At 71.8% G+C, this 17691-nt stretch carries 20 protein-coding genes and 1 tRNA gene; 16 read left to right on the top strand and 5 right to left on the bottom strand.

Annotated elements, in window-relative coordinates:
- Window positions 1-20 precede the first annotated feature (20 nt).
- The 4 genes from OG956_RS18115 to OG956_RS18100 all read left to right on the top strand — a co-directional run bounded on the left by OG956_RS18115 (window position 21) and on the right by OG956_RS18100 (window position 2791).
- Window positions 21-623, top strand: a complete 603-nt coding sequence (locus tag OG956_RS18115; protein ID WP_330339013.1) for an HhH-GPD-type base excision DNA repair protein — start codon at window positions 21-23, stop codon at window positions 621-623.
- Window positions 624-865: 242 nt separating this feature from the next.
- The gene (locus OG956_RS18110) at window positions 866-1537 is read left to right on the top strand and encodes an HdeD family acid-resistance protein (protein WP_330339012.1); all 672 of its coding nucleotides are present in this window, start codon (window positions 866-868) and stop codon (window positions 1535-1537) included.
- Between the two features lie 212 nt (window positions 1538-1749).
- Window positions 1750-2046 (top strand): type II toxin-antitoxin system VapB family antitoxin, encoded by a 297-nt coding sequence (locus tag OG956_RS18105; protein WP_004943146.1) that lies wholly within the window; start codon window positions 1750-1752, stop codon window positions 2044-2046.
- 112 nt (window positions 2047-2158) lie between these two features.
- Window positions 2159-2791, top strand: coding sequence for a LytR C-terminal domain-containing protein (locus tag OG956_RS18100; RefSeq protein WP_330339011.1), 633 nt, complete (start codon window positions 2159-2161; stop codon window positions 2789-2791).
- A 187-nt stretch (window positions 2792-2978) separates the two neighbouring features.
- On the opposite strand, the gene upp is transcribed toward OG956_RS18100, so the two are convergent.
- Entirely contained in the window at window positions 2979-3614 is a 636-nt protein-coding gene (upp, locus tag OG956_RS18095) for a uracil phosphoribosyltransferase (protein WP_330339010.1), read from the bottom strand.
- A gap of 104 nt (window positions 3615-3718) precedes the next feature.
- On the opposite strand from upp, the gene OG956_RS18090 reads away from it, so the two are divergent.
- The 8 genes from OG956_RS18090 (at window position 3719) to OG956_RS18055 (ending at window position 8418) form a co-directional block, all read left to right on the top strand.
- Complete coding sequence (locus OG956_RS18090; protein WP_443065683.1) at window positions 3719-3934, top strand: hypothetical protein; 216 nt, start codon at window positions 3719-3721, stop codon at window positions 3932-3934.
- A 304-nt stretch (window positions 3935-4238) separates the two neighbouring features.
- Window positions 4239-4778, top strand: a complete 540-nt coding sequence (locus tag OG956_RS18085; protein ID WP_330342879.1) for a tRNA adenosine deaminase-associated protein — start codon at window positions 4239-4241, stop codon at window positions 4776-4778.
- 56 nt (window positions 4779-4834) lie between these two features.
- On the top strand, window positions 4835-5266 hold the full coding sequence (gene tadA, locus OG956_RS18080; protein WP_330342878.1) for a tRNA adenosine(34) deaminase TadA: 432 nt from the start codon (window positions 4835-4837) through the stop codon (window positions 5264-5266).
- Between the two features lie 69 nt (window positions 5267-5335).
- Window positions 5336-5420 (top strand) — tRNA-Ser (locus tag OG956_RS18075).
- A gap of 191 nt (window positions 5421-5611) precedes the next feature.
- Window positions 5612-5791: a hypothetical protein gene (locus OG956_RS18070; RefSeq protein ID WP_330339008.1), complete on the top strand. Its 180-nt coding sequence runs from the start codon at window positions 5612-5614 to the stop codon at window positions 5789-5791.
- Between the two features lie 10 nt (window positions 5792-5801).
- A complete protein-coding gene (locus OG956_RS18065; protein WP_330339007.1) occupies window positions 5802-6095 on the top strand; it encodes a Dabb family protein in 294 nt (97 codons plus the stop codon).
- Window positions 6096-6282: 187 nt separating this feature from the next.
- Complete coding sequence (locus OG956_RS18060; protein ID WP_330339006.1) at window positions 6283-7125, top strand: RNA polymerase sigma factor SigF; 843 nt, start codon at window positions 6283-6285, stop codon at window positions 7123-7125.
- Between the two features lie 354 nt (window positions 7126-7479).
- A complete protein-coding gene (locus OG956_RS18055) occupies window positions 7480-8418 on the top strand; it encodes an RNA polymerase sigma factor SigF (protein ID WP_330339005.1) in 939 nt (312 codons plus the stop codon).
- Here OG956_RS18055 and OG956_RS18050 read toward each other — a convergent pair.
- Both OG956_RS18050 and OG956_RS18045 read right to left on the bottom strand, forming a co-directional pair.
- Complete coding sequence (locus tag OG956_RS18050) at window positions 8415-8615, bottom strand: hypothetical protein (RefSeq protein ID WP_330339004.1); 201 nt, start codon at window positions 8613-8615, stop codon at window positions 8415-8417. The genes OG956_RS18055 and OG956_RS18050 overlap by 4 nt on opposite strands.
- Window positions 8616-8966: 351 nt before the next feature.
- Window positions 8967-9164: a hypothetical protein gene (locus OG956_RS18045; RefSeq protein WP_330339003.1), complete on the bottom strand. Its 198-nt coding sequence runs from the start codon at window positions 9162-9164 to the stop codon at window positions 8967-8969.
- A gap of 203 nt (window positions 9165-9367) precedes the next feature.
- Here OG956_RS18045 and OG956_RS18040 point away from each other — a divergent pair, with 203 nt between their 5' ends.
- From OG956_RS18040 to OG956_RS18025, 4 genes are all read left to right on the top strand, one after another.
- The gene (locus tag OG956_RS18040) at window positions 9368-9862 is read left to right on the top strand and encodes a MarR family winged helix-turn-helix transcriptional regulator (RefSeq protein WP_330339002.1); all 495 of its coding nucleotides are present in this window, start codon (window positions 9368-9370) and stop codon (window positions 9860-9862) included.
- Window positions 9863-9875: 13 nt separating this feature from the next.
- Window positions 9876-12425, top strand: a complete 2550-nt coding sequence (locus tag OG956_RS18035) for an MFS transporter (protein ID WP_330339001.1) — start codon at window positions 9876-9878, stop codon at window positions 12423-12425.
- A gap of 123 nt (window positions 12426-12548) precedes the next feature.
- A complete protein-coding gene (locus OG956_RS18030) occupies window positions 12549-13370 on the top strand; it encodes a YceI family protein (protein ID WP_330339000.1) in 822 nt (273 codons plus the stop codon).
- A gap of 51 nt (window positions 13371-13421) precedes the next feature.
- A complete protein-coding gene (locus tag OG956_RS18025) occupies window positions 13422-13895 on the top strand; it encodes a PPOX class F420-dependent oxidoreductase (protein ID WP_330338999.1) in 474 nt (157 codons plus the stop codon).
- 56 nt (window positions 13896-13951) lie between these two features.
- On the opposite strand, the gene OG956_RS18020 is transcribed toward OG956_RS18025, so the two are convergent.
- Together OG956_RS18020 and OG956_RS18015 are read right to left on the bottom strand one after the other, a co-directional pair.
- Complete coding sequence (locus OG956_RS18020; RefSeq protein WP_330338998.1) at window positions 13952-16144, bottom strand: ArnT family glycosyltransferase; 2193 nt, start codon at window positions 16142-16144, stop codon at window positions 13952-13954.
- Window positions 16141-17688 carry a bifunctional glycosyltransferase family 2/GtrA family protein gene (locus OG956_RS18015; protein WP_330338997.1) on the bottom strand — a complete coding sequence of 516 codons (1548 nt, stop codon included), beginning with the start codon at window positions 17686-17688 and terminating at the stop codon, window positions 16141-16143. The genes OG956_RS18020 and OG956_RS18015 overlap by 4 nt, the downstream gene beginning before the upstream one ends.
- Window positions 17689-17691: the final 3 nt, after the last annotated feature.

Genomic DNA, 17691 nt, shown 5'->3' with positions numbered 1-17691 from the left:
GCGCGCGGGATCATCGGCGCATGGACGTCACCCTGCATCTCGCCCAGGAACCGGAGGCCGACGCGCTGCTCGGACGGTCCCCGCTGGCCGCGCTCACCGGGATGCTGCTGGACCAGCAGGTACCGATGGAGTGGGCGTTCAAGGGCCCCCGGACCATCGCCGACCGGCTCGGCGTCGGACCCTCCGGAGACCTCGACGCGCACGACATCGCCGCGATGGACCCGGAGGCCTTCGCCGCGCTGCTCGCCGAGAAGCCGGCCGTGCACCGCTACCCGGGCTCGATGGCCAAACGCATCCAGCAGCTGTGCCAGTACCTCGTGGAGCACTACGACGGGGACGCGGAGGCGGTCTGGCGGGACGTGCGCAGCGGCTCCGAGCTGCTGAAGCGGCTGGAGGACCTGCCCGGGTTCGGCAAGCAGAAGGCACAGATCTTCCTCGCCCTGCTGGGCAAGCAGCTCGGCGTCACCCCCGAGGGCTGGCGGGAGGCGGCCGGGGCGTACGGCGAGCGCGGGTCCTTCCGGTCGGTGGCCGACATCACCGGGCCGGAGTCACTGGCCAAGGTCAGGGCGCACAAGCAGGAGATGAAGGCGGCGGCCAAGGCAGCGAAGGCCTCCGGCGGTTAGGCGGTTGGGGCGGTGAAGGCCCACGGCGGGTAGACCGTTGGGACGGTGAAGGCCCACAGCGGGTAGAGCGAGGCCGGTCGACGAAGGCCTGCCGCGGGTAGGCAGGGCAGCCACGCTCCCCCTTCCCCTCGCGAGCAGGAGCGCCCATGTCGGCGGGGCCTTCGGCGGATCCGCCGGCCGGTGTTCACCCGATCGGCCCGCCCCCGATAGCAGGGCCGCTCGCACCGGTCACAGCATGAACCATGACCGAGGCACCGAACAGCGGTCCGAACTGGGGCCGTGAGTACGACGACCGGAACGTCCACGCCGCCGCACCGCCGGCCGGCGAACGCCGGGAGCCCGAGCCGCCGTTCGAGGGGTCCCTGCACGCCCTGTCCCGGGCCGCCTGGCAGGTGGTCCTGGTCACCGGGATCGCCTCGCTGATCCTCGGCGTCCTGATCCTCGTCTGGCCCGGCCCCTCCCTCCTCGCCGCCGGCGTCCTCTTCGGCGTCTATCTCGTCGTCAGCGGCATCTTCCAGCTGGCCTCCGCCTTCGGTACGCACATGACGACCTCGCTGCGCGTCCTCGCGTTCATCAGCGGCGCCCTGTCGATCCTCCTGGGCCTGTTCTGCTTCCGCGGGCCCATGCAGTCGATCCTGCTGCTCGCCCTGTGGATCGGCATCGGCTGGCTGATCCGCGGCATCACCCAGACGCTGGCTGCCCTGCACGACTCCCGGATGCCGGGCCGTGGCTGGCAGATCTTCCTCGGCGTCATCACCTTCATCGCCGGGATCGTGCTCATCGACTCGCCGTTCCACTCGGTCGCCGTGCTCACCCTCGTCGCCGGGATCTGGCTGGTCGTCGTGGGGATCGGGGAGATCGTCACCGCGTTCGGCATCCGCGGCCGCGCCAAGGCCGTACCGCGCACGGTGTGACCCCCGGGCCGAACCGCCGGCTCACGGTCCACAGCCTGTGCACAACACTCCCGTGCACCGAGCCGGCGACTCGCCCGGGCTTCCCCGGGCCCCGGCATCCGGCCCAGCAACTCCCGGTAGTAACCCGTTTGCGCGATTCGCTCCATCTTTTCAATCGCCGCACTCCGCCGCCATGGCTGCGCCCGGAAGGTCTTGACCGGTAGGCTTTCCGTGTGATCTTCAAGCGCATCGGAAACGGCCGGCCGTACCCCGACCACGGCCGGGAAAGCACCCGGCAGTGGGCGGACGTCGCGCCGCGCCCGGTCCGCCTCGATCAGCTCGTGACCACCAAGCAGCAGCTCGACCTGGAGACCCTGCTGGCGGAGGACTCGACGTTCTACGGCGATCTCTTCGCCCACGTCGTCAAGTGGCAGGGCGACCTCTACCTGGAGGACGGCCTGCACCGCGCGGTCCGCGCCGCCCTCCAGCAGCGCCAGGTGCTGCACGCGCGCGTGCTCGAACTCGACTGACCCGGCGCGACACGGCCATCGGCCCATGGCCCTTGACCCTTTCGGGTTCCGCTGAGCGGCATCGACTGATCATCTAATAGGCAGCGCCGCTCGGGCGCACTACGCTGCGCTCATGAGCATGCTCACACCCCCCGGCATGGGCGGTCAGTACCGGATCACGGGGGACAAATACCCTCGGATGCGCCCGCCGCGCCGACGCGCCCGGCTGGTGGCCGCCGTGGTGGCGTCCGTGTGCGCGCTCAGCCTGATCGGCTGGGGCACCCTGCAGCTCATCGACGTCTTCACCGGCGGCGGCAAGAAGAGCGCGGCGGCCGGCTCGAAGGCCCGCTGCCATCCCCGGACCGATACAGCCGCACAGGTGAAATCCCTGCCCAAGCCTGCCGACATCACCGTGAACGTCTACAACGCCACCGACCGCACCGGGCTGGCCAAGGACACCGCGGACGCGCTCAAGAAGCGCGGCTTCAAGATCGGCGACGTGGGCAACGCGAGCAAGCAGTTCGACAAGAAGGTCAAGAGCGCCGGGATCCTGCTCGGCCCCGCCTCGGCCCGGAACTCCTCGCTGCCGGTGCTCGGCACCCAGCTGGCCGGCGCCGAGCAGCGCACGGACGGCCGCAAGGGGACCGACCTCGACCTGGTCATCGGCGACGGCTTCAAGGGCCTGGCCCAGCCGGCGGCGGCACAGCAGGCGCTGACGGCCCTGACCGCCCCGAAGCCGGCGGCCACCGCGAAGAAGAGCTGCTGACCGGCGGCACGTCAGGGGCGCGGGGCCGGTGCGCGGCTGCGGCCGGACCGCGCGGGAACGGGGAGACCCGATCGCCCCCGCCCCCGCGGGCGAGGGGCGCCCGTCCACCACGATGCGGATGATGCTCGGCCTGGACCCGTCCTCGCGCCCGCGAGGGGCCCCACCGGCCCCTGTCAGGCCCGGAAACCTACTCCGCCGCCCCGTAGAGCCGGTCCCCCGCGTCCCCCAGTCCCGGCACGATGTAGCCGTGCTCGTTGAGGTGGTCGTCCACGGCGGCCGTGACGACCGTGACCGGCGTCCCCGCGAGGTCCCGTTCCATCACGGCGACGCCCTCGGGAGCGGCGAGGAGGACGACCGCGGTGACGTCGTCGGCGCCCCGCTTGATCAGCTCCTGGATCGCCGCGACCAGGGTGCCGCCCGTGGCCAGCATCGGGTCCAGGACGTACACCTGGCGGCCCGACAGGTCCTCCGGCATGCGCGTGGCGTACGTGGAGGCCTGCAGCGTCTCCTCGTTGCGGATCATGCCCAGGAAGCCCACCTCGGCGGTCGGCAGCAGCCGCATCATGCCGTCCAGCATGCCGAGGCCGGCCCGCAGGATCGGCACGACCAGCGGGCGGGGCCGGGCGAGCTTGACGCCCGTCGTCTGCGCGACCGGCGTCCGGATGCCGACGGCCTCGGTGCGCACGTCCCGCGTGGCCTCGTAGGCGAGCAGGGTGACCAGCTCGTCGGCCAGCCGGCGGAAGGTCGCGGAGTCGGTGCGCTGGTCGCGCAGCGTGGTGAGCTTGTGGGCGACCAGGGGGTGGTCGACGACATGGAGACGCATGCCCCTAACGGTACCTGCGAACGAAAGCCCGCCGGCCCTGGCGTCGAAGCGGCCGTACGGGGGAAAGTGGGAGGGACGGACTGGGGTGGTGAGACGTGCCTGACCTGCCTGACCTTCCTGACGGCGCGCCGGGGGACGCCGGTGGGCCCGCGACACGCGGCGGTTCCGTCCCCGAGACGGACGCGGAGCGCCGGCGCCGCCGCGCCCAGTTCCTGCGCGACCTCGCCGAGGCCCGTGAGCTGCGCGCCCGGGTCCAGCCCCGGCGCGCCAAGGCCGCCCGGTTGCGCCACGCGATGCGCATGCGGACGTTCCGCTGGTAGACCGAATGCAGGGAGGAACACGCTTGGGAATCCTCTTGTGCAAGAACCGGTAAGGAAGTTCTGGGACAAGGAAGATCCGCGCCCGCGCTGGGCGTTTGCGAGTCGGGCGTGCGTGTGTGCCCGGAAAAGCCGCGTACGATCCGCAGGTGGCTGCAAGACACAGGGCGCCGAAGACGTCCCCTGAACGCCTTGTTTCTGCCACGATTCCGAGTGGGTGGGGCTCGGAGCCCAGGCTCTCTCCGCCCAAGTACCTCCGCCGGGGGGACCCCCAACCGGCACGCCTATGACCAGTGGGAGAGTCACGGTGTACTTCGCCGCACTGCTCGCGCGCACCGAAGACGGGTGGGAAGCGAGCGACACAGAGCTCGACGATGTGGAGACCCTGTCGGATCTCGCCGACCTGGCCCGGGAAGCCTCTCCCGACGAGGACACGGTGCTCGTGCTGATCGAGCAGGAGGACGCCTGGTTCGGCGTCGTCCGCGTGGACGGCGAGGACGACCCTCGTATCTACGTCTCGGACGCAGCCGCCGCCCAGCGCAGCGCGTACGGCGAGCTGCTGCTCACCGACGAGCTGCTCGGCCGGGAGCCGGGCGCCGACGACGGCCCGGACCTGGACTCCCTGGACCTCGACGGCACCGAGGACGGCGAGTCCGAGTCCGACGAGGACGACGAGGAGCCGGGCGCCGCCGCCGACGCGGTCCCGCACAGCCCCGTCGGCGACAGCCAGATCCTCGACGACCTCGGCATCAGCGAGAAGGAGCTGCGCTCGCTGGACGCCGACGACGCGCTCGGCACGATCGCCGAGGCCCTTGGCGCCTCGGAGGTGCTGGAGACCGTCCGCTGACCGCCGGCACGCCGGCCGCCGTGCCGGATCCGGTGCGCGACCGCTGGCGGCCCGCGATGCGACTCGCCCTGGCCGAGGCCGAACGGGCCGTGCAGGGCGGGGACGTCCCCGTCGGCGCCGTCGTGCTGTCCGCGGACGGTGCGACGGTGCTCGCCGCCGGGCACAACGAGCGCGAGGCCACGGGCGATCCCACGGCCCACGCGGAGGTCCTCGCGATCCGGCGGGCGGCCGCCCTGCTCGGCGAGTGGCGGCTGACCGGATGCACGCTCGTGGTCACCCTGGAGCCGTGCACGATGTGCGCGGGCGCGATCGTCCAGTCCCGCCTCGACCGGGTCGTCTACGGCGCCCGGGACGACAAGGCGGGCGCGGCGGGCTCGCTGTGGGACGTGATACGCGACCGCCGGCTCAATCACCGTCCGGAGGTCGTCGAGGGCGTGCTCGCGGCGGAGTGCGCCCAGGTCCTCACGGACTTCTTCCGGGGCCGCTGACAGGACCGGCCGCCGGGGCTCCGGAATCCGATTTCAGGGCACGCGCCACCTTGCTGTAAGGTCTCCCTCGGTAGCGTGTCCGAGCGGCCGAAGGAGCTCGCCTCGAAAGCGAGTGTGGCGCAAGTCACCGAGGGTTCAAATCCCTCCGCTACCGCTCGCAGAAGGGCCCCGTCGAAAGACGGGGCCCTTTCTCGTCGCGCTTTTCGTCGTACTTCTCCTCTTACGGGGACGCTCGCGCACAGGCCGGGGCAAACGATCCCGGGCGGCGGACCGTTGGCCCCGGGAAAAGGGCTGAAGGTTACACTCGCCGCCGGCAACAGGGGCGCACGGACAGGGGAGGCCGCGGTGGCGGTGAACGCCAAGAAGATCGCCGTATACGTGCTCGTGGTCTTCGCGCTGTATGTGATCATCACGGACCCGGCCAAGGCGGCGGACTACGTCCAGATAGGCTTCGAGGGCATATCGGACGCGGCCAAGGCCATCGGCCAGTTCATGACCTGGGTCGTCAACGGAGGAAAGAGCTGAGGTACGCCCCATGATCCGCCACCTGGTCCTCTTCAGGCTCAACGAGGGCGTCGAGCGCGACGATCCGCGGGTCGTGGCGGGAGTGGAGGCCTTCCGGGCCCTCGGCGGGCAGATCGAGGAGCTGCGCTTCTGGGAGTGCGGCTGGAACATCAGCGACCGGCCGATCGCCTACGACTTCGCGATCAACTCGGCCGTCGAGGACGCCGACGCCCTCAAGCGCTATCTGGAGCACCCGGCCCATCAGGCGGGCGTCGCGATGTGGCGCGAGTTCGCCACGTGGGTGATCGCCGACTACGAGTTCTGAGCCCGACGCACGCGAAGCCCCCCGCTGGAAAGGCGGGGGGCTTTCGCGTGTCCGGGGCCCCCTCGTACAGCCCCAACTTGTCGAAATTTGAACACAACACGACGTGAGGGGGTGCTTGCACAGCGTGCACATGTCTTGTGATGCTATGACCGCTTTTGACCGATGATTGAGTGATGAAGAGGTGGCGTTGACCGTGTCGGCCAGTACTGCGCCGCCCCAGGAGGAGGCCCCCGCTCCTGCCCCGGACCCCGCGCCCCCCGAGAAACGGCGCGGGGCCGACACCCGAGCCCTCACCCAGGTCCTCTTCGCCGAGCTGAAGGAGCTGACCCCGGGCACGCCGGAGCACAACCGGGTGCGGGGAGCGCTGATCGAGGCGAACCTCCCGCTCGTGCGCTACGCCGCCGCCCGCTTCCGCTCCCGCAACGAGCCCATGGAGGACGTGGTCCAGGTCGGCACCATCGGCCTGATCAACGCCATCGACCGGTTCGACCCCGACCGGGGCGTGCAGTTCCCGACGTTCGCGATGCCGACCGTCGTCGGCGAGATCAAGCGGTACTTCCGGGACAACGTCCGCACCGTGCACGTACCGCGCCGGCTGCACGAGCTGTGGGTCCAGGTGAACAGCGCCACCGAGGACCTCACCACCCTCCACGGCCGGTCCCCCTCCACCGCCGAGATCGCCGACCGGCTCAGGATCAGCGAGGAGGAGGTGCTCAGCTGCATCGAGGCGGGGCGGTCGTATCACGCCACCTCGCTGGAGGCCGCACAGGAGGGCGACGGGCTGCCCGGCCTGCTGGACCGCATCGGCTACGAGGACCCGGCCCTGGACGGTGTGGAACACCGCGACCTGGTCCGGCATCTGCTCGTCCAACTGCCCGAACGCGAACAGCGGATCCTTCTCCTGCGCTACTACAGCAATCTCACCCAGTCGCAGATCAGCGCGGAACTCGGCGTGTCCCAGATGCATGTCTCGCGCCTCCTCGCCCGCAGCTTCCAGCGGCTGCGCTCGGCGAATCGCATCGACGCATAGAACGGCACGGGACGCACAGGACGCACCGAAGGAATCGGGGTGGAGCACAGCGGGCGCACGGAAGCACGTCCGGGATCACCCCCTGCATCGCAAACCCGCTCGAGCGCTCACCGCCGCGAGCGAATCGCTCACCAGCACAGATGCCGACAGTTTCCACCCGACAAAGCGTCAGACCCCCTCTTTCCAGGGCCGATTCGCATCTCGCATGTCGACATGTCACTACAGCGCGTTGCCGACATGTGACATTCTGCGGGAGACGCGTTTGCCGGGCCTTCCGCGCCGGTATTCAGGTGAAGGCTGCGTTGTCCGAAAGACAGCGCCGCCCCGACCGTCCCGCGACCCAAAGGGGGTGGCATGTCCGCAGACCAGGGCAGCTCGAAGGTGCTGACGCCCGCGAACAGCGAGGCAGCGCCCAAGGAGCTCGACGCGCTCGACGTCCTCGACGGCATCGAGGGCGTCACGGCCCTCGACGCCGTGCCGGCCCCGCCCGCCCCGGCGGCCGCCGATCTCCCGGCCCCGCCGGCCTCCGGGGACATCGACACCCGGACCCTGTCCCGCTCCCTGTTCCTGCGGCTGGCCGCACTCGACGAGAACAGCCCCGAACGGGCCTACGTCCGCGACACCCTGATCGAGCTCAACCTGCCGCTGGTCCGCTACGCGGCCGCGCGCTTCCGCTCCCGCAACGAGCCGATGGAGGACATCGTCCAGGTCGGCACCATCGGCCTGATCAAGGCGATCGACCGCTTCGACTGCGAACGGGGCGTGGAGTTCCCGACGTTCGCGATGCCGACCGTGGTCGGCGAGATCAAGCGCTTCTTCCGCGACACGTCGTGGTCGGTGCGCGTCCCGCGCCGCCTGCAGGAGCTGCGCCTGGCCCTCACCAAGGCCAGCGACGAGCTGTCGCAGAAGCTGGACCGCTCCCCGACGGTCACCGAGCTGGCCGCCGTGCTCGGCGTCTCCGAGGAGGACGTGGTCGACGGCCTCGCGGTCGGCAACGCCTACACCGCCTCCTCCCTCGACTCCCCGGCCCCCGAGGACGACGGCGGCGAGGGCTCCCTGGCCGACCGGCTCGGCTACGAGGACGCGGCGCTGGAGGGCGTGGAGTACCGCGAGTCGCTCAAGCCGCTGCTGGCCAAGCTGCCGCCCCGGGAGCGCCGGATCATCATGCTGCGCTTCTTCGCCAACATGACCCAGTCCCAGATCGGCGAGGAGGTCGGCATCTCCCAGATGCACGTCTCCCGGCTGCTGACCCGCACGCTGGCGCAGCTGCGGGAGGGCCTGATCTCCGACTAGCCCGCTGCCGAGGGCGCCACCGCAGGGCCGTCCGGCGGCTGCGGCTCCCCGCCGCGGCCGGCGGCGCGCACGCCGGAGCCGTACCTGGCCGCCACGGCGTCGTCGCGGCCGCGTCGGTGGCCCTCGTCGTCCTGGGCGGGGTCCTCGGCGCTTGGGCCGACGGCGCCGGGCCGGGCGGCGGTCACCGCGGTCGGCACCGCAGAGCACGGGACGGCCGCCGTCACCCCGACCGGCTCGCTATCACCGGCGCCGCTCGAGGGAGGGAGCGGAAACAGGGACGACTCCGGTACCGGCACGCCCTGTTCACCCGAACGGGAGGCGCACCGGCCGCCGCTTCCGGCGGCCCGGCGCGGAGCGCACCCCCACACACCGTCCTGCGGGCCCCGTAGCGAGTACGGCACGCGGCGCACAGCCGGTCGCATGACACCGGCGCCCCGGCCGCCGCCTCACCCGCACCGGGCTCCGGGCATGCACACCGGGACGCGGGACGTACCCCTCCCGTCGGAGGCGCCGGCGGCCCCGTCGCGCAGACCGCCCGGCGGTGCGTGCTACTTCAGCGCCAGCCAGGCGACGCCGGCCACCACCGCGATGGCCACGATGACGCCGATGATCAGGCCGATGCGGGGGCCGGAGGAGGTGGCCGCCTGCTGCTGCCGGCCCTGGGGAGCCTCTTCGACGAACGCGCGGAACATCTGGGTGCTGCCGGCGGGGTCGTAATTGCCCTGAGGGCCCTGGGTGTTAGCCATGGCCCGAGACACTAGCGAATCCAGGTGACCGACCCAAGTGCGGGGCCACCCGGACAGACAGGGGCACCTCACCCGCACCCACCAGGGTGTTTACGATCGCAATACTTGCCTTTGCCAAGTTTTTGCGCCACTGGATCCCGTTTTATTTGCCTGCAGCAACCAATCGGATTATGGTTGCCCTAAGCAACAAATCGGGAGGTGTGATGGCCGAGCAGGCGCAGTTCGAAGAGCTGGCGCGTCAGCTCAGTGCCGTCGGAGCCGTGAAACGGGACATGGGGCGGATCCTGCCCCCCGACTGCCCGGCCGGCTCGGCCGCCGTGCTGACTCTGCTCGGCCGCCACGGAGACATGCGCATGAGCAAGCTCGCCGAGCTGCTCGCCGTGGACATGTCGGTCACCAGCCGGCATGTCGCGCACGTCGCCGCGCGCGGCTGGATCGAGCGGCACCCGGACCCGGCGGACAAGCGCTCGCGCATCCTGCGGCTGACGCCCGCGGGCCTGGAGCAACTGCACGAGCTGTCCCGGCGGACCACGCGTCTGCTCGCCGAGCGGCTCGCCGACTGGACCGACGACGAGGTGGCCCAGCTGATCCGGCTGATGGCCCGCCTGCGCGCGTCCTTCGGCGACTGCCGGGCCACCGCGTTCCGGCTCCCCGCTCCCGCACTCGAAGAGACCACCCGTACACCCGCAAGCACGTAAGAGAAGGAAGCCCATGGCAACGACCACACCAGCCGGTGTGCGGGCTCACGCCAAGCACGGGGGAGGCTCCCACGGCGACGCCCCGATGACGCACCGGCAGATCATGGAGGCCCTGTCCGGGCTGCTGCTCGGCATGTTCGTGGCGATCCTGTCGTCCACGATCGTCTCCAACGCCCTGCCGCACATCATCGGGGACCTCGGCGGCGGCCAGTCCGCCTACACCTGGGTGGTCACCGCCGCCCTGCTGTCGATGACCGCGGCCACTCCCCTGTGGGGCAAGCTCGCCGACCTGTACAGCAAGAAGGCCCTCGTCCAGATAGCCCTGATCATCTATGTGGTCGCCTCGATGGCGGCCGGCCTGTCGCAGAACCCCGGCATGCTGATCGCCTGCCGTGTAGTGCAGGGCATCGGCGTCGGCGGTCTGTCCGCGCTGGCGCAGATCGTCATGGCGGCGATGATCTCCCCGCGTGAGCGCGGCCGTTACTCCGGCTACCTCGGCGCCACCTTCGCCGTCGCCACCGTCGGCGGCCCGCTGCTCGGCGGTGTCATCACCGACACCTCCTGGCTGGGCTGGCGCTGGTGCTTCTACGTCGGCGTCCCCTTCGCGATCATCGCGCTGATCGTGCTGCAGAAGACCCTGCACCTGCCCGTGGTCAAGCGGGAGGTCAAGGTCGACTGGGGCGGCGCGTTCTTCATCTCCGCCGCCGTCTCCCTGCTGCTGATCTGGGTCACCTTCGCCGGTGACAAGTACGACTGGATCTCCTGGCAGACCTACGCGATGGTCGGCGGTTCGATCGTCCTCGGCGCGGTCTTCGTGCTCGTCGAGGCCAAGGCGAGCGAGCCGATCATCCCGCTGCGCCTGTTCAGGAACCGCACCATCACGCTGGCGTCGCTGGCCTCGCTGTTCGTCGGTGTCGCGATGTTCACCGGCACCGTGTTCTTCAGCCAGTACTTCCAGCTGGCACGCGACAAGTCCCCGACGATGTCCGGCGTCATGACCATCCCGATGATCGGCGGTCTGTTCGTCTCCTCCACCGTCTCGGGTCAGTTCATCACCCGCACCGGCCGCTGGAAGGCCTGGCTGGTCAGCGGTGGCGTGCTGGTCACGGCCGGACTGGTGCTGCTCGGCGGCATCCGGTACGACACCGACTACTGGAAGATGGCCGTCTTCATGGCGCTGCTGGGTCTCGGCATCGGCATGATGATGCAGAACCTGGTGCTCGCCACGCAGAACCAGGTGGCGCCCTCCGACCTCGGCTCGGCCAGCTCCACGGTCACCTTCTTCCGCTCCCTCGGTGGTGCGGTCGGCGTCTCCGCGCTGGGTGCCGTGATGTCCCGACGGATCACGCACTACGTCCACGACGGCGTCGCCGCGCTCAGCCCCAGGTACCGGGCGGCCCTCGCGGGCAGCTCGGGCTCGACCGACAGCATCCCGGACATGAACAAGCTCCCGGCGCCCATCCGGACGCTGCTGGAGAGCGCCTACGGCCACGGCATCGCGGACGTCTTCTTCATCGCCGGCTGCCTCGCCGCCGCCGCGTTCCTGATCACGCTGTTCATCAAGGAGGTCCCGCTGAAGACCAAGGGCGCGCTCGCGCAGGCCGCCGCAGGGGACGCTCCGGCCGAGGTGCCGGCCGAGGCCGCCCCCGCCGTGGAGGCTGCCGCCGAGGCTCCGGCCCGGGAGCGGGTGCCCGGCTGGGCCGCCCCCGCCGTGCCGGACACCTCCGGGGCCACGGCCACGGCCGCCCAGCCGGCGGCGACCGCCATCGCCACGCTCGCCGAGCCCGGCGCGGGCACGGGCGGCGGCACCCCGGTGCACGGCTTCGTCCGCGGCGCCGAGAGCGCCCCGGTCCCGCAGGCCGCGGTCACCCTGATCTCGCTGTCCGGCCGCCAGCTGGGCCGCGCGGTCGCCCAGGCCGACGGCTCCTACTCCGTCGACGCCCCGGGCGCCGGGTCGTACGTCCTGATCGCCTCCGCCGACGGCTACCAGCCGCAGGCCTCCACCGTCGTGGTGGGCGAGGAGCCGCTGTCGTACGACATCCTGCTCAGCGGCACCAGCGGGCTGACCGGTGTGGTCCGGGCCGCCGGGAGCGCGCTGCCGGTCAAGGACGCCATGGTGATCGTCACCGACGTCCGCGGCGACCTGCTGGCCACCGCCGCCACCGGCGAGCAGGGCGACTTCGCCCTGACCGACCTGGTGCCGGGCACGGTGACCCTGGCGGTCAACGCGAGCGGCTTCCGGCCGCGCGCGCTGCCGGTCGAGATCGGCGCCACCGGGCTCACCCGGATCGAGATCGACCTGGACGCCGGCGCCCGACTCCAGGGCGTCGTCCGGGCCCCGCACGGTCCGCTGGCCGACGCGCGGGTGACGCTCCTCGACCAGGCGGGCAACGTGGTCGGCACCGCCACCACCGGGGCCGACGGGGCGTACGCCTTCGCCGACCTGGACAGCGGCGAGTACACCGTCATCGCGACGGGCTACCCGCCGGTGGCGACGGCCCTGACCGTCGCCGGCAGCGGTGTCGACGGCCACGACATCGAACTCGCCCACCCGGGCGAGTAGTTCCGCCGCGGCCCGTGGCGCGCACACGACCTGCCGGTTTCCGGCGCGCGCCACGGGCCGGTGTGCCAAGACCGATTGAGCAAGGCTTCGAGGGCCTTCACAGGCTTGCAGGGAGAAAACGGGATGGGACTGACCGCGAAGATCCGTACGCGGGACGGGTGGGCCGTGTCGCACGCGGTCGTCACGGTGACCGACATGACCGGTACGCAGGTGCTGCGCGCCGAGGCGGACGCCGAGGGAGCCGTACGGGACACCACCGAGCTGGCGCCGGGGGCGTACACCGTGATCGTGACGGCCGTCGGCTACGCGCCCGTGGCCTCCTCGGCGATCGTGACCGCGAGCGGCCGGGCCGAGATCGGCACGGTCACGCTGGCCCGGCAGGGCGGTGCCGAACTGCCGCCGCCCGGCCCCTGGACCATCGACCCGGTGCACTCCTCCGTCGCCGCCGTCGCCCAGCACCTGGGGATCTCCAGCGTGCACGGCCGGTTCACCGACTTCGGCGGCACCATCGAGATCGCGCCGGACGACGTCACCAAGTCCCGAGTGGAGGCGGTGATCAAGGCCGCGTCGATCGACACGGGCAACGGCATGCGCGACACCCACCTGAAGTCCGCGGACTTCCTGGACGTCGAGCAGCACCCGGAGATCACGTACCGCTCCACGGGTCTGACCGCCGCGGGCTCCGACCGCTGGACGGTGCACGGCGAGCTGTCCATGCACGGCGTCGTACGACCGGTGGACCTCGACCTCGCCTACCTCGGCACCGGCGCCGACCCGTGGGGCGGCACGCGCGCCGCGTTCCGCGCGACGGCCGAGCTGCACCGCGAGGACTTCGCCATGAACTACAACCAGGTCCTGCAGGCCGGCATCGCCGCGATCGGCACGACGCTGAAGGTGGAGCTGGACATCCAGGCGGTGCAGGGCGACTCGCTGCCGCAGGCGTAGGCACAGCAGGGTCAGCCACGGGGGCGGGTTCTCCCCCTAGGCTGCCGTGCCATGGCACCGAACATCGCTACCAACACCCGTGTATCGCTGGACGAGCTGCTGGACTTCGTACGGCCCCGGCACCGCGCCCTGCTGATCACCCGCCGCGCCGACGGCGGGCCGCAGGCGTCCCCGCTGACCTGCGGCGTCGACGACTCCGGACGGATCGTCGTCTCCACCTACCCGGAGCGGGCCAAGACCCGCAACGCCAAGCGCGACCCGCGGGTCAGCCTGGTCGTGCTCAGCGACGAGTGGAACGGCCCCTGGGTGCAGATCGACGGCACGGCCGAGGTCGTCGACGCGCCGGACTCGGTGGAGCCGCTGGTGGAGTACTACCGGAACATCGCCGGTGAGCATCCCGACTGGGACGAGTACCGGCAGGCGATGCTCAAGCAGGGCAAGTCCATCATCCGGGTGACCCCGGAGCGGTGGGGGCCGGTGGCGACGGGAGGCTTCCCGGCGCGGCTGGTGTCCGACGGGGAGTGACCGGCCGGGGCCGCGAGGAGGTGTTCCGCCTCCGCGCGGCCCCGTCGGCCACCCGGCTAACCCGCCTTGCGCGTGAGGTCGTAGAAGGTGGCCGAACCGGCCGTGACCTTCTTGAAGGTGCTCTGCACCCACGAGCTGATCTGCGCGGCGCTGCCGCTGCCACTGCCGCCCATGCCGCCGCCCATGCCTCCGCCGGCGATGAAGTAGTGGATCCTTCCTTCCGCCACGTACTTCTTGAACCGGGCCAGTGTCGGGGACGGGTCGGTGCCGTTGAAGCCACCGATCGCCATCACCGGGTCACCGGTGGCGAGCTGGTAACTCGCCGCGTTCTGCGAACCGATGGACGCGGCCACCCAGGTGTACGTCGCGGCGTCCTGCTCCAGCAGCTTCTTGGCGGCCGAGGACACGTTCGCGCCGTTCAGCAGGCCGCCGGCCCCGCCCATACCGCCGCCGTCGCCCGTCCGGCCGGGGAAGCCGCCGCCGGTTCGTCCCTGTCCCTGCGCGTTCCCGTTGCCGTTCTGCCGGTTCTGGCCCGGCATGCCTCCGCCGGGGAAGCCGCCGGTGCCGCCGCCGGGGAAGCCGCCGCCGTTCTGCTGCCCCTGCCCGCCCTGGCCCGGCTGACCGGGCGTGCCCGCGCCGCCGAAGCCGCCGCGCATGCCGCCGGTGCCGCCGCCGGGACCCCGGCCGCCGCCGAAGCCCATCGTGCTCGCGCCCGCCGGACCCGCCGTCGGAATGGAGCCGGTGTGCGCGGAGTCCACCGTGCTGAGCGTGTACGCGGTCGGACCGGCGAGCGCGGCCGCCAGGCCCACCGCCGCCGCCCCGAGGGCCAACGGGCGGGAGATCCGGCCGGCGAAGACCAGCCCCAGCGCGGCCGCCAGGCCGCCGGTCAGCACCAGCCACTTCAGCCAGGGCAGATAGCCGGAGGTGCGGTTGAGCAGGGCGTAGCCCCACGCGGCCGCCGCGACCACGGAGGCGGCCAGGGTGACCGACGCCCACAGCTCCCGCCGCTTCTCCCACAGCAGCCCGGCGCCCATGCCGACGACGGCCGCGAGGTAGGGCGCGAGGGCCACCGTGTAGTACTGGTGGAAGATGCCCGCCATGTAGCTGAAGACCGCCGCGGTCATCAGCAGCGAGCAGCCCCAGACGAGGAACGAGGCGCGCGTGACGGACGTGCGGCCCCGCTTCCGCGTCGCCCACAGGCCCGCGACCAGCAGGATCAGCGCGGCCGGGAGCAGCCAGGAGATCTGGCCGCCGATCTCGGAGTCGAACATCCGGTCCCACCCGGTGGCGCCCCAGCGGCCGGAGCCGCCCGCGCCGCCCCCGCCGCCGACGCTGCCGGTCTCGTCGCCGTTGATGCGGCCGAGGCCGTTGTAGCCGAAGGTCAGCTCCAGGAAGCTGTTGTTCTGCGAACCGCCGATGTAGGGGCGGGAGGAGGCCGGCCACAGCTCGACGATCGCGACCCACCAGCCGCCGGAGACGACCAGCGCGAGGGTGGCGAGCGCCAGTTGACCCAGCCGCCTGCGCAGCCGCACCGGCCCGCAGACCGCGTACACGAGCGCCAGCGGCGGAAGGATCAGGAAGGCCTGGAGCGTCTTGGCGAGAAAGGCGAAGCCGATCGCGGTGCCCGCCCGCACCAGCCACCCGGTCCGCCCGTCCTCCACGGCCCGTACGACGAAGTAGCAGGCCAGCGCCATCAGCAGGGCCAGCATCGCGTCCGGGTTGTCGAACCGGAACATCAGCGCGGCGACCGGGGTGAGCGCGAGCACCGCGCCCGCGATCAGACCGGCGGCCGGGCTGAAGCGGCGGCGCACGGCCGCGTACACGACCGCCACCGTGCCGACGCCCATCAGCACCTGGGGCGTGAGGATCGCCCAGGAGTTCAGCCCGAAGACCCGCACCGACAGCTCCATCGGCCACAGGAAGGCCGACGGCTTGTCGACGGTGATGGCGTTGCCCGCGTCCAGCGAGCCGAAGAAGAACGCCTTCCACGACCTGCTGCCGGCCTGCACGGCGGCCGAGTAGAAGGAGTTGGCGTAGCCGGAGGCGCTGAGGTTGCAGAGGTAGAGCAGGAGGGTGGCGGCCAGCAGACCGAGGAAGGCGGGGCGCGCCCAGCGCGGGTCCTCGGGCCGGCCGCACCACAGTCTGCGGGCGACCGGCTGCTTGGGCGCACCGGCCTCGGGGGCGCGCGGCGGGGCGGTCGGCGGCGGCCCCCAGACGGGCGTACGGCTGTCTTCCTGGTGGACGGTCATCGGGACTCCCCCGGATCGGTGTCGTGCGGGCGCACCGGCTGCAGTCGCATGGTGACGTCCCTCCAGCGGCCGCCCGCGGCTTCACCCGCGCGGACCTGGGCGGTTTGGGGCGGCTGCCCGTACGGCTGCGGGTACGGCGTCGGCCGCTGGGGCAGCGGGGCGTACGGCACGGCCGTCGTGCCGTACGGCGGGGTGGACCCGTGCGGTGGGGTGGACCCGTGCGGCGGGGCCGGAAGCGGGCTCGTGCCGTAGGTGGGCGAGGAGACGGAGTGGGCTGCGGCGGCCGGGGAGCCGGTGCCGGGCTCGCCGCGGTCCGGGAAGACCCAGGCGCGGAAGAGCAGGAACCGCAGCACGGTCGCGGCGAGGTTGGCGGCGATGAGCACCGCCAGCTCGGTGGAGTGCGCCGGGTGGCCGCCGGCCGCGTTCAGGGCGGCGAGAGAACCGCTGGTCAGGACCAGTCCGATACCGAAGACGACCAGGCCCTGCGCCTGGTGCCGTACCGCGCCGCCCCGGCCGCGCACCCCGAAGGTGAGCCGGCGGTTGGCGGCCGTGTTGGCGACCGCCGAGACCAGCAGCGCGAGCGCGTTGGCGACCTGGGCGCCGGAGAACTGCCGGAAGACGCTGTACAGCAGGAGATAGAACAGGGTGGACAGGCCGCCCACGACGCAGAACCCGACGAGCTGCCGGGCGAGTCCCCTGGGGACGTTGGTCAGTTCGCGGTCGCGCGGGTCGTCGCCGAAGGGCCGGGCGAGCCGGTCCAGCGGCAGCGAGCCGGTGGCCAGCGCCTTGCCGACCCGCCAGACGCCCTTGAGGTCGTCGGTCGCGGTCCGCACGATGTGCACGGTGGAGTCCGGGTTGTCGACCCAGTCGACCGGCACCTCGTGGATCCTGAGCCCCGCGCGCTCGGCGAGCACCAGCATCTCGGTGTCGAAGAACCAGCCGGTGTCCTCCACCAGCGGCAGCAGCACCTGCGCCACGTCGCGCCGGATCGCCTTGAAGCCGCACTGCGCGTCGGAGAAGCGGGTCTGGAGCGAGCCGCGCAGGATCAGGTTGTACGCCCGGCTGATGAACTCCCGCTTGGGGCCGCGCACGACCCGGGAGGTGCGGGCGAGCCGGGAGCCGATCGCGAGGTCCGAGTGGCCGGAGATCAGCGGTGCCACCAGCGGCAGCAGGGCGTTGAGGTCGGTGGACAGGTCGACGTCCATGTAGGCGAGGATCGGCGCCTCGGAGGCTGACCACACGGTCCGCAGGGCCCGGCCCCGCCCCTTCTGCTCCAGGCGGAAGGTGACGACCTCGGGGATCTCCGCCTCCAGCCGCGCCGCCACCTGGGGGGTGGTGTCCGTGGACGCGTTGTCCGCGACGGTGATGCGGAAGGCGTACGGGAAGGTGCGCGTGAGGTGCTCGTGCAGTCTGCGGACGCACGGCCTGAGGTCCTTCTCCTCGTTGTGGACGGGGATCACTACGTCCAGGACAGGCGTACCGGCGTCTCCGGCCGGGAGGTGCTCCCGCGCCGGCAGGGTGCCGGGAGAAGAGTCGGTTCGCATGGA

Origin of the sequence: Streptomyces sp. NBC_00557, assembly GCF_036345995.1 — a bacterium.
GTDB lineage: Bacteria > Actinomycetota > Actinomycetes > Streptomycetales > Streptomycetaceae > Streptomyces.
This window is presented reverse-complemented; position numbering and strand designations above follow the sequence as displayed.